Genomic DNA, 11,799 nt, shown 5'->3' with positions numbered 1-11,799 from the left:
CCGCCGATACGTCGTTGTGGCGTGTGGTGGTGGTTTGTTGGTTTTGCGGTGGTGATAGTGGTGGGGAAACGCCCGGTTAACCGTTCCGATCCCGGTAGCTAAGCCCATTTCATGCTGATGGTACTGCAACTTGGTGGTTGTGGGAGAGTAGGTGACTGCCGCAATATTTTTTGGAGAGGGTCACCCCCTGTTGGGGGTGGCCCTCTTCGTGTATTCACACCCAAACACAAACGACCGGGAAGCACGGTCTCAGCGGTAGTGTCCTAGCCCAGAGAACCATCGCGACGGTCTTCCGGTTTTCCTGCCTCGCGATATGGTTCTCCCAACCTTTCTTGCCGCTCTGATATCGATAGTCTGAAGACATGTCTGCAGGCACTTCTCCTACATCCGAACCTGAACTTTCCGATCGGCCGAGCGCCACCTCGGCAAAGAAGAACCCCCGGACCAGAAGTCGATGGTTCGGTGTCCTCTGGGCGGCACACTGGGTGCTGCGAATGCTCTTGGTGCTCTCCCTGACGCCCTATGCGTTGACAAAGGTCTTCCCACACTCAGATGGGCTACTCCGACTACGCTGACGCACTCGTCCAGTACGGAGAGATGAGCCCGATGGGCCTTCTCTGGCGGTTCATGGCCTTCTCGCCCACTGTCCAGCTGCTTGCCGGCCTCGCCGAACTCCTCGCCGTGATCCTCCTTCTGTTCCGGCGCACAGCCTGGCTCGGAGCGCTCATCGCGGCTCTCGACATGGGTGTTGTGTTCCTCCTCAACCTCACCTTCGACGTCCCCGTCAAACAGCTCTCTGGAGCCATGACTCTCGTCGCATTGATCCTGCTCATACCCAACCTCGGCCGGCTCGTCTCCTTCCTGCTAGGGCGGCCCACACGAGCGGCCGTGAACGGTCGCATCTGGAAGAACCGGAGGTTCATCGCCATCACCCGATGGACCTCGCCGCTCCTCGCTCTCGTCATCATCGCCGGCGGCGGCCTGGCGGTCGGCAGCTCGGTCGGTTGGGGCCAGTCTGGCGAACCCACTGCACTCTCTGGTGTCTACTCCGCAACCGCCGAGGGCACAGCGACCGACATCGAGGGCGCAGACCACACCACCGATGACATCACCCAGATCGCCTTCAGTCAGCACTCCGTCAACGGCTACAGTCGTGCCAGCCTGCGCTACTCGAACGGGGACTACCAGGACGGCACCTACTCGATCGACGGCGACTCCGTGTCCCTCAGACTGTTCCCCATCCGGCAGGGCGCACAGGGGCTTATCCGAGACTACGAAGCTGAGATCGGGTTCGAATACACACGGATCGGCGACGACGGGTTCCGCCTGAATACCGATGGTGCCGAGATGATGATCCGCAGCGATGCCGAACGCCGGTTCTTCTTCGATCGCGGATTCCACTGGGAGTCGGACGTGCCCATCAACCGCTGACTCTCATCCAGTTAACGCTCGAGGACCCGGACCTCCGTGAAGTCCGGGTCCTCGAATGTCAGAGCGAGCTCGCAGTCACCCTCGCGAAGTCTGGGGCTGTGAAACCTCAGCGACCGAAGAGCTTGGAGAAGAGCCCCTTCTTCTTCGGCTTGTCCTCGGCCTGCTTCTCCGCATCGGACGACCGGGTCGGCTCCTCGTCGGCGGTGCTCGACGAGGCTTCGTCCGCATCGTGTTCCTGTCTCCCCGCCGAACGTTCGCTGGCGGACGGGGTCTCCGCGGCCGACTGTGAGCCGCTGGTGGGGGACTCGTCGTTCGCCGAGGCGGCTGCGGCCTTCTCATCGGCTGCGGTGGTCTCTTCGTCGGCGGTGCCGGACGGGGCCTCGAAGCGTGCGCCGACCGGCGTCGTCTCGGAGGCTTCGGCGTCTCGGTCCTTCGCGACGGCCGCCGCATCGGATCCGGTCTCGGCAGGCTTCGGTGCGCTCGTTCCTCCGACAGGCGATCCCGTCGGTGCGGTAGCCGCGGCCTCGGATCCCTGCGCACTCGAGGCGGCCCCCACCTCGGCGGGGGGAGTCGTGTTCGCCTTGGCGAACTGCTCGGCGGCCTCGCCCTCGAGTGGGGCGTGGAAATCGCAGTTCGAGATCCGCCGCTGCTCATCGAAGGACAGATCGGCCGAGCCGTCGGCGAAGAGGATCCGCACCCCGCCTTCGGGCAGCTCGGCGGTGGGAATGCCGCGCTTGGCGACATAGGCGTCGAGAGCCGCACGGTGATCGGTCACCGTCGTCTGGGTCAGCCCCTGCATGAGCGCCCGCACCGCCACCTTGACCTGGGGTGCCGGGAGCGCAAGCTCGGGAGCGTCGACGAGGAGCCACACGGTGGTTCCGGCGCCGGCCGCAGCAGGATAGTGCGCCCACTTCCCGGTGGCTTCCTTCGCCGCCAAGGTCAGGCGCAGGGCAAGTTCGTCATCGAGATCGAGCTCCGGGGTGATGAGCTCCCCTACGTCCTCGGCGGCACCGAATTTGCGGACATCGTGGGAGAGGCCGACAACAGCCTCGGGGAACTCATTGATGTTCTCCCACCCCCACAGCCACGTGTTCTGGCCGCTCGATTCGGAGCCGAGCAGATGCGGCCGGGTGCGCAGCGTCGTCCCGTCCTCCGCGGTGAAGCTCAGGTGCGGGTCGGCGGTGAAGTCGACTTCCCAGGAGGCATCGGCGATGAGGCCCCCGAAATGCGACTGCATCTCTGTGGAGTAGAAGACGGCGCGGTTGACCAGGTCCTGCAGAGTTGTGCTCATGTTTTCAAGACTAGAGATGTCCCGCCCAGAAGCGAGGAGGCACGCGGAACCGGCCCCGAGGTCACCGTTCCGAGGGGCCGATCGAGAAGCTCGCCCGGGGTCGCGCTGACGGTCCTGTCGCGCTCGTGTCAGTGCCGCATGGTGGACTGTTCTCGTGGGAAAGATTCGGCAGGCATCTACCGCTGGGAGGTGATCGTCGGTAGGATAGCTTGTCGCGCTTATTCATCTCACGACGTCTCATCCGCCACTCTTCACTCAGGACGTTCAACGTGGCCTTACTCCGCCTGTCCCTGAAATACGCGAAGCCCTACTGGGTCTTCATCGTCTTCGTCGTTGCCCTCCAGCTGGCGGCGACCATCGCGGCTCTCTACCTGCCGAGCCTCAACGCTCGGATCATCGACGAAGGCGTCGCCAAAGGTGATACCGACTTCATCTGGTCGACCGGAATGACGATGCTCCTCGTCTGCCTCGTCCAGGTGGTCACCGCGATCAGCGCGATCTACTTCGGTGCCCGCACCGGCATGGGCGTCGGCCGCGACCTGCGGCGCGCCATCTACGGCAAGGTCGACGAACTCTCGATGCTCGAGGTCGGGAAGTTCGGATCCGCGACACTGATCACCCGCAACACCAACGACGTCCAGCAGGTGCAGATGCTCGTGCTCATGACGCTGAACTTCATGGTCTCCACCCCGATTATGTGCATCGGCGGCATCATCATGGCACTGCGCGAGGACGCCGGACTGTCCTGGCTGGTGTGGGTCTCCGTGCCGGTCCTCTTCATCGTCGTCGCGATCCTCGTCTATCTCCTCATGCCGCTGTTCCGGCGCATGCAGGACCAGGTCGACGACATCAACGGCGTCCTGCGCGAACAGATCACCGGCATCCGAGTCATCCGTGCCTTCGTCCGCGAGCCCTTCGAGACCGACCACTACGCCGATGCCAACCGCGCCCTGACCGAAACCTCGGTCAAGGTCGGAAACCTCTTCGTCCTCATGTTCCCCGCGATCATGATGATCCTCCACCTCGCCACCGCCGCGGTGCTGTGGTTCGGCGGCCACCGGGTCGACGCCGGGCAGATGGAGGTCGGCTCGCTGACGGCGTTCCTGCAGTACCTGCTGCAGATCCTCGTGGCCGTGATGATGGGCGTGTTCATGATGATGATGATCCCGCGCGCGGTCGTCTGCGCCGAGCGCATCTCCGAGATCCTCGACACCACTTCCTCCATGGTCATCCCGAAAGGCGTGAACGAACTCCCGCGCCGAGGTGAACTCGAGTTCCGCAATGTCACCTTCGGCTACCCCGGGGCCGAGGTGCCGGTCCTCGAAGGTCTCGACTTCACCGCGAAGCCGGGCACCACGACGGCGATCATCGGATCCACCGGTGCGGGCAAGTCGACGATCGTCAATCTCATTCCCCGCCTCATCGACCCCCAGGTCGGAGAGATCCTCATCGACGGTGTGCCGGTGTCCTCATTCAACCGCCAGCAGCTCGCACAGCTCGTGGGGCTGGTCCCGCAGAAGCCGTATCTGTTCTCCGGCACGATCGCGAGCAATCTGCGCTTCGGCAACGAGGAGGCAAGTGATGAGGAGCTGTGGGAGGCACTGCGCATCGCCCAGTCCGATGACTTCGTCGCCGCCAAGGAGCACCACTTGGAGGAGGGTGTCGCCCAGGGCGGCATGAACTACTCGGGCGGGCAGCGCCAACGCCTCTGCATCGCCCGGGCCCTGACGGCCAAACCGCGGATCTACGTCTTCGACGATTCCTTCTCCGCCCTCGACGTGGCCACGGACGGCCGCCTGCGCGAGGCCTTGGCCGCGTCTACCGGCGATGCCACGGTCGTGGTCGTCGCCCAACGCGTATCGACGATTCGCAGCGCCGACCAGATCATCGTCCTCGAAGACGGCAAGATCGTCGGCCGCGGCACCCATGAGGAGCTGGTCGCGGAGAACGAGACCTATCAGGAGATCGTCGAATCCCAGCTGACCACGGAAGAGGTGAACTGACATGGCCGAGGACGCCACCGAATCCACCACCGTCGTCGACAGGGAAGACGACTACATCCCCAGCGGTGAAGAGCTCGAGATGAGCGGGGGAGTGCCGCCGCGGAAGGCCAAGCATTTCTGGCCCTCGGTCAAACGGCTCTTCGGACTCATGGCCAGCGAGAAGGTCGGACTCATCAACGTCGTCCTCCTCGTCGTCGGTTCCGTGGTGCTCACCGTCATCGCTCCGAAGGTTCTGGGCAAAGCGATGGACGTCGTCTACTCCGGCGTCATCGGATCCCAGCTGCCGGCCGGGGCGGACATCGCGGACATCATCGCCGGAGCCAGGGCGGAGGGCCGCGACGACTTCGCGGACATGCTCGCCACCGCGGATGTGGTCCCCGGGCAGGGCATCGACTTCACAGCTCTGGGACAGATCATCATCATCGTCCTGCTCATGTACCTTGTGGCCTCGATGCTCATGTGGGCGCAGGGCTACATTCTCAACGCCCTGGTGATGCGGGTCGTCTACCGACTCCGCGAGGACATCGAACGCAAGATCAACCACCTGCCCCTGCGCTACTTCGACACCCGGCAGCGCGGCGATGTGATGTCGCGGGTGACCAACGATGTCGACAACATCCAGCAGGCGCTCCAGCAGGCCTTCTCGCAGCTGGTGCAGTCGGCGCTGACGATCATCGGCATCGGCGTGATGATGTTCGTCGTGTCCTGGCAGCTGGCGCTGCTCGCACTCATCGCACTGCCGCTCTCGGCGATCATCGCCGGGGTCATCGGAACTCGGTCACAGAAGCTGTTCAAGGCGCAGTGGAAGCACACGGGAGCCGTCAACGGCCATGTCGAGGAGTCGTTCTCGGGCCTCGACATCGTGCGTGCCTTCGGCCGCGGCGAAGTCATGCGGGACGAGTTCGACCGTCGCAACGAATCGCTGTACACCGCCTCGGCGGGTGCTCAGTTCGTCTCCGGGATGATCATGCCCTCGATGCAGTTCGTGTCCTACCTCAGCTATGTCCTCATCGCGGTCGCCGGCGGTCTCAAGGTCGCTTCCGGGCAGATGACGCTGGGCGATGCGACCGCGTTCATCCAGTACTCGCGCGAGTTCTCCCAGCCGATCTCCGAGATGGCCGGTGTGGCCAATATGCTCCAGTCCGGCGTCGCATCGGCGGAACGGACCTTCGAGCTCCTCGACGCCGAGGATGAGGAAGCCGATGATGCTCACGAGGCCCTGGCACAGAGGACTCCGGGCAAGGTCGAATTCTCCGAGGTCAGCTTCCGCTACGCCCCGGAGACGCCCCTCATCGAGAAGGTCTCCTTCACCGCGGATCCGGGACAGACGGTGGCGATCGTCGGACCCACCGGAGCAGGCAAGACGACGCTGGTCAACCTCGTCATGCGCTTCTACGAGATCACCGGCGGGACCATCTACCTCGACGGAATCGACACTCGGGAGCTGACCCGGGCGGACCTGCGCTCACATGTGGGCATGGTCCTCCAGGATGCGTGGCTGTTCGAGGGCACCATCGCCGAGAACATCCGTTACGGCCGACTGACCGCCACCGACGATGAGGTGATCGAGGCGGCCAAGGCGACGATGGTCGACCGCTTCGTCAGGCAGCTGCCCGAGGGCTATGACACGGTCATCGACTCCGACGGCGGCAGCGTCTCTGCCGGTGAACGTCAGCTGATCACGATCGCTCGCGCGTTCCTCGCCGATCCCTCGCTGCTCATCCTCGATGAGGCCACCTCCTCGGTCGACACCCGCACCGAGGTGCTGGTGCAGCAGGCCATGGCCGCACTGCGCACGGATCGGACCTCCTTCGTCATCGCCCACAGGCTCTCGACGATCCGCGACGCCCACACCATCCTCGTGATGGAGGACGGCGCGATCGTCGAGCACGGCACCCACGATGAGCTCCTGGCCGCAGGAGGCGCGTACCACCGTCTCTATATGTCGCAGTTCCGCGGAGAGGACGCTGAAGAGCAATTCACCGCCGAGGTGCTCGCCGAGACCGAGACCGAACCCGGTGCCATCGGTGAGGAGACGAGCGCTGAGTCCGCTTCTGCTGCCGGTTCCGCTTCCGCAGCCGGTTCCGCTTCCGCTGCCGGCGGAGAAGGCGGAGACTCCGAGCGAGGCGATTCTCAGGAGAGCTGACTCGACCTCTGCGCCAGAATGGCACTTCGCCAGAATGGGCTCCGACGCTTCGTCGTAGGGGCCCATTTCTCTGTTTTTGCGGGTAACCATTATCTGAGGCGAGCGGTCATTCTTCTCGGGATTGTGACAGCTCTGTCGTCACGGGCCGCGGAGCCCCGCGGCCCGTCCTGGAGGGCGAATCCCCTGGTGGTCCTGGTGGCCTGGGAAAGTTCTCACAATGGGGCAGGCCGGTGTCCGGGTGCGCGACATATCGAAGTGATAAATGTTGCAGAAAACAGCAATCACACTTTCGTCATGTACTAAACGACCAAAAGTCGCCGACTGTATTACTACATGCGTACGGTCCCAGCCATAACCACATACGGCAGCCAGAATGAACTCTGGAGGGATCATCATGAAACGGCTGGCACTGGCAGCTGCCGTCGCCCTGACGGCGTCCACGATCGGGGTGGCCCCGGCAGCTGCAGAGACAACGGACAGCACGACCGAGCTCGCGGCCCAGGAGGCATCGCCGTCTCCGGGAGAGGACGCGACCGACGGCGAGGACGTCGCGGACCCGGGCTCGGACGACGCAGCAGGCAATGGCGCCGACGGCGAGGATCAGAACACCGGCGAGGACACAAGCACAGGCTCGAAGGACGGGGAGGACTCGGCGGCCTCCGACGAGACCACCCCGCCGGATGATAAAGCCGACGAAGCCGAAGGCAGCGAGAATGGCTCCGAGGAATCCGAGCCGATCGATGCCTCGCTCTCCCTCGACAAGACGGAGATGACCGTCGACGAGGCGGCCAAGGCGATTCCGTACACCGTCACCGGTCTCAAGGCCGGGGACACCGTGACCGCCGAGCCGGGCGAAGGCGGTGCACACACCGTCGACAGCGACGGAACGTTCAAGGGAGAGCTCCGCGGCAACACCGAGCTGAAGGAGGGCGCCGTCCTCGACGTCACCGTGACCGTCGCCCGCGAGGGTCAGGAGTCGAAGACACTTACCGACAGCGTGGAGATCACCGCCGACGATGATGACTCCGACGTCGGTCTCAGCGTCGACCCTGAGAGCCAGGGCATCGATACTTTCCTCGACAACGGAGTCGGCATGACCATGTCGAACTGTGAACCCGGACAAGAAGTGAAGTTCGAGATTCACGCCGCCGACGACCCCGACTAGTTCTACTGGGAGGACACGCAGAAGGCCGATGAGGACGGCGCATCTTTCATGACCTTCATCCCAGGAACCGGAGCCGACGGCTGGATCGGTGACTTCGTCGCCACCGCCACTTACGGTGACCAGAGTGCCGATGCGTCCTTCACAGTGACCGAGGACGGCGACGAATCGGATGCGGATCTGACTGTCACGCCGAAGACTCAGAAGCTGCAGGACTTCCTCAACAATGGTGTCAACATCACTCTGGTCAACTGCCATGTCGATTCAGACGTGACGTTCCGTGTGAGTACCAAGCGCGACCCCGACACCGAGATCTGGAAGGAGACTCAGAAGGCAGGTGAAGATGCGGCCGGATCCGTGCAGTTCACACCGGACGGCGATGGAGGGGCTGGATGGGCAGACGAATTCCTCGTCATGGCCTCCTGCGCCGACAAGAGCGCAGAGACCACATTCACGGTCACCGACGACGGCAGCGTCCTCGACCCGAAGCTCTCGATCGACCCGACCGAGATCTCCGGCGCGGACTTCGTCAACCGTGAAAAGGGGATCAGTCTCACGGCCACCGAGTGCGCAGCGGACGCGGAGGTCAACTTCCAGGTCTGGGACCAAGACTCCTCAAACAAGCTCTATGACCAGACGACCACGACCAATGAGGAGGGTGTTGCTGGGGTTCAGGTCTACGGCCTCGATGACCGGCCCGAGGCCTACGTCGGCACCTACGAGGTGACTGCCGTGTGCATGGAGCAGAGTATGGACGGAAAGTTCGTCGTCACTGTCGAAGGATCCGGAGGAGGCTCCGGCGGAGGTGCGGGCGACGTCGGTGACTCCGACAACGCCGGCTCGATGCCGCGCACCGGAGCCGAACTCACCGGACTCGGAGTCGGTGCCCTGCTCGTCATCGGCGGAGCGCTATCGATTCTTGTGGCTCGTCGCCGCGGGATGCTCGGGCGGTGACCGGTGACCCGTCGGGTTGGTGACCAGTCCCGGCCCGACGGCGCGAACCAACACTGACCGAGCAGCGATCGTCCCCGGTTCCTCGCACATCTGGGAAGGAACCGGGGAAGATCCGTGTGCGCCGCGGACGCAATTCCGGTGGGCAGGAAAGTGCCCTGCAGTCGAGGATAACGATCCGATCATCGACAATGCCCCACAGAAACCGCGCCGGCAGACGAGAACGCTTGGGGCGACGCAATCTGCGGTGGGCCGACTCAGCTGGAGCCGGTCAGTTCCCGCTCACGAGGGTCCGCACGGCCGAGGAGAAGAACCCCTGGCCGTCGATCCCGCCGCCGTCCTCGGGGCCGAAGCCGGCCTCGACGGCGTGCTCGGGGTGGGGCATGAGGCCGACGACGTTTCCGGCCTCGTTCGTGATTCCCGCGATGTTACGCAGGGACCCGTTGGGGTTGAGTCCCTGGTAGCGGAAGACCACGCGTCCGGTGGATTCGAGCTCGTCGAGGACCTCGTCGGTGGCGACGAAGCCGCCCTCACCGTTCTTCAGCGGGATCCGGATGGTCTGGCCCTGGGTGTAATCACCGGTCCAGGCCGTGTTCGCGTTCTCCACGACGAGCTCCTGGTCGCGGCAGATGAAGTGCTGGTGGTCGTTGCGGATGAGCGCCCCGGGCAGCAGATGGGATTCGCAGAGGATCTGAAATCCATTGCAGATGCCGAGCACCGGCATGCCGGCATTCGCCGCAGAGACCACGGCCTCCATGATCGGTGCGAATCCGGCGATGGCCCCGCAGCGCAGGTAGTCCCCATAGGAGAAGCCGCCGGGCAGGATGACCCCGTCGACACCGGACAGCGTCGCATCGGCGTGCCACAGGTTGACCGGCTTCGCCCCGGCCAGTCGGACCGCGCGTGCGGCATCACGGTCATCGAGCGTTCCGGGGAACGTGACGACGCCGATCGAGACTCCGGACTCGGCTCCCGCCTCGGCGACGGAAGGATCGTTGGCAATTGCGGTCATCGGGCGTCCTCGGCGACGCGCACGGCGACGACGTTTTCGATCACCGGATTCGACAGGAGCTTCTCGGCGGCCTCACGGGCCTGCGCGAGGACTTCATCGGTGGCCTCGCCGTCGACCTCGAGTTCGAATCGCTTGCCCTGCCGGACCTCACCGAACCCGGTGAAGCCGAGTCGGGTCAATCCACCGGAGATCGCCTTGCCCTGAGGGTCCAGGATCTCGGGCTTGGGCATCACCTCAACGACGACACGTGCCATGCGTGTTCTGCTCCTTCATGAAAGTCTCGGGACGTCCTCCCGCGCTCGCCGAGAGTCTATCAAGTGCCGCGGGCGCGAGCGGTCACCGTCTCAGGAGTCGAAGCCCATGCCTACGGCGTCGAGGACCTTGAGCAGCGGACCGCGCTTGCCCTCGTTCTCATCGGCCTTGATCAGCGCGTTCGTCGTCAGGGTGATGCCCAACCACGCCACAGGCTCCGGCGGGAACGGCAGCGGCAGCCTGCGCACCATCTCCAGGCGGGTCAGCTCGGTCTCCTCACCGGAGAGCAGATCGAGCATGACCGTGCCCGCGAATCGTGAGGCACCCACGCCGAGGCCGGTGAACCCAGCCGCCATGGCCACCTTCTGACCGTAGGCCGTGGTGAAGAAGGAGAAGAAGCGCGAGCAGGTGTCGATCGCCCCGCCCCACTTGTGGCTGAACCTCAGGCCTTCGAGCTGCGGGAAGGTGGTGAAGAAATGCTCGGCGAGGGTATCGAAGGTCTCCGGCCGCTGGTCGTACTTCCACGAGACTCGCCTGCCGTAGTGGTAGACGGCGTCCCAGCCGCCGAACAGGATCCGGTTGTCGGCGCTCAGCCGGTAGTAGTGGAAGCGGTTCGCGCAGTCCCCGATTCCCTGCCGTCCGTCCCAGCCGATCGCGGCCAGCTGGGCCTCGGTCAGGGGTTCGGTCATGAGCGCGTAGTCGTAGACGGGGACCGTGTGCAGGCTGACCCGCTTCAGCAGCGAGGGGAACACGTTCGTCGCCAGGGCCACGCGGTCGGCGGTGATGGTGCTGCAGGACGCCGCCCGACAGTCGTCCAGAGTCTCGGCGGTCACCTTCGTCGTGAGCAGGACCGTGGAGCGCCGGTCGCTGACATCGGTGACCTTCGTGCCTTCGTAGACCTCGACGCCGAGTTCGCGGATAACGCGAAGCAGCTCCCAGCACAGCTTCGCCGGGTTGACCATGGCGACCTCGCGGGAATCCCACAGAGCCCCCTTGTAGGTCGGTGACTTCACGACCTGGGCGAGCTCCTTCTGGTTGTAGAAGATGAACCCCGCTTCCGGGTCGTGGGCATCTCGCAGCTCGGCGACCTGGTAGTCCTCGGTGGCGACGTCGAGTTCACCGGTGCGTTCGAACTCGACGTCCATGCCGTAGCGGGCCACAGCGGCTTCGATCTCATCGAGGTTCTCTCGTCCCAGCTCGGCCAGGCGCTCGTTCTCCTTCGGCAGGTGGGCTTCGCCGTTGTCGTAGCCGTGGGTGAGGCTGGCGGCGCAGAACCCGCCGTTGCGCCCCGAGGCGGCCCATCCGACCGAGTTCGCCTCGAGCAGGACGACATGCCGGTCGGGATCGCGTTCCTTGGCCTGCAGGGCGGTCCACAGTCCGGTGAAGCCGCCGCCGACGACGAGGAGGTCGGCGGAGATGTCGCGGCCCAGCGGCGGGAGCGGCTGCGGGCGTTCGTCGGTGTCGAGCCAGAACGGCACGGTGGAGGCGTCGGCCAATGCGGCTTTGACGTTCATTGCACTTCTCAATCTGCCTTGCGGCATCAGATATCGG

At 64.5% G+C, this 11,799-nt stretch carries 9 protein-coding genes and 1 rRNA gene; 6 read left to right on the top strand and 4 right to left on the bottom strand.

Annotated elements, in window-relative coordinates; genetic code table 11:
• The first annotated feature begins 44 nt into the window (after positions 1–44).
• A 5S ribosomal RNA gene (gene rrf, locus ACH82I_RS07720) occupies positions 45–164 on the top strand.
• Between the two features lie 388 nt (positions 165–552).
• The gene (locus ACH82I_RS07715) at positions 553–1,431 is read left to right on the top strand and encodes a DoxX family protein (RefSeq protein ID WP_230748569.1); all 879 of its coding nucleotides are present in this window, start codon (positions 553–555) and stop codon (positions 1,429–1,431) included.
• Between the two features lie 106 nt (positions 1,432–1,537).
• Here ACH82I_RS07715 and ACH82I_RS07710 read toward each other — a convergent pair whose 3' ends face one another.
• Positions 1,538–2,722 (bottom strand): DUF6882 domain-containing protein, encoded by a 1,185-nt coding sequence (locus tag ACH82I_RS07710; RefSeq protein ID WP_413336548.1) that lies wholly within the window; start codon positions 2,720–2,722, stop codon positions 1,538–1,540.
• Between the two features lie 269 nt (positions 2,723–2,991).
• Between ACH82I_RS07710 and ACH82I_RS07705 the strand changes: the two genes are divergently transcribed.
• The 4 genes from ACH82I_RS07705 (at position 2,992) to ACH82I_RS07690 (ending at position 8,987) form a co-directional block, all read left to right on the top strand.
• Positions 2,992–4,725: an ABC transporter ATP-binding protein gene (locus ACH82I_RS07705; protein ID WP_413336547.1), complete on the top strand. Its 1,734-nt coding sequence runs from the start codon at positions 2,992–2,994 to the stop codon at positions 4,723–4,725.
• Between the two features lies 1 nt (position 4,726).
• Complete coding sequence (locus ACH82I_RS07700) at positions 4,727–6,871, top strand: ABC transporter ATP-binding protein (RefSeq protein ID WP_284934810.1); 2,145 nt, start codon at positions 4,727–4,729, stop codon at positions 6,869–6,871.
• 394 nt (positions 6,872–7,265) lie between these two features.
• Positions 7,266–8,036 carry a hypothetical protein gene (locus ACH82I_RS07695; protein WP_413336546.1) on the top strand — a complete coding sequence of 257 codons (771 nt, stop codon included), beginning with the start codon at positions 7,266–7,268 and terminating at the stop codon, positions 8,034–8,036.
• Positions 8,037–8,084: 48 nt separating this feature from the next.
• Positions 8,085–8,987 carry a hypothetical protein gene (locus ACH82I_RS07690; protein WP_413336545.1) on the top strand — a complete coding sequence of 301 codons (903 nt, stop codon included), beginning with the start codon at positions 8,085–8,087 and terminating at the stop codon, positions 8,985–8,987.
• A gap of 268 nt (positions 8,988–9,255) precedes the next feature.
• Here the strand turns inward: ACH82I_RS07690 and purQ are convergent, their stop codons facing one another.
• The 3 genes from purQ to ACH82I_RS07675 form a co-directional block, all read right to left on the bottom strand.
• Complete coding sequence (gene purQ, locus ACH82I_RS07685) at positions 9,256–9,996, bottom strand: phosphoribosylformylglycinamidine synthase subunit PurQ (RefSeq protein WP_413336544.1); 741 nt, start codon at positions 9,994–9,996, stop codon at positions 9,256–9,258.
• Positions 9,993–10,250 (bottom strand): phosphoribosylformylglycinamidine synthase subunit PurS, encoded by a 258-nt coding sequence (gene purS / locus ACH82I_RS07680; RefSeq protein ID WP_230748039.1) that lies wholly within the window; start codon positions 10,248–10,250, stop codon positions 9,993–9,995. The genes purQ and purS overlap by 4 nt, the downstream gene beginning before the upstream one ends.
• A 90-nt stretch (positions 10,251–10,340) precedes the next feature.
• On the bottom strand, positions 10,341–11,762 hold the full coding sequence (locus ACH82I_RS07675) for an NAD(P)/FAD-dependent oxidoreductase (protein ID WP_230748037.1): 1,422 nt from the start codon (positions 11,760–11,762) through the stop codon (positions 10,341–10,343).
• Between the last annotated feature and the right edge of the window lie 37 nt (positions 11,763–11,799).

This window comes from Brevibacterium sp. GP-SGM9, assembly GCF_047300845.1.
GTDB lineage: Bacteria > Actinomycetota > Actinomycetes > Actinomycetales > Brevibacteriaceae > Brevibacterium.
The sequence above is the reverse complement of the archived record's forward strand: the minus strand, read 5'-3'. Positions and strand labels throughout refer to the sequence as shown.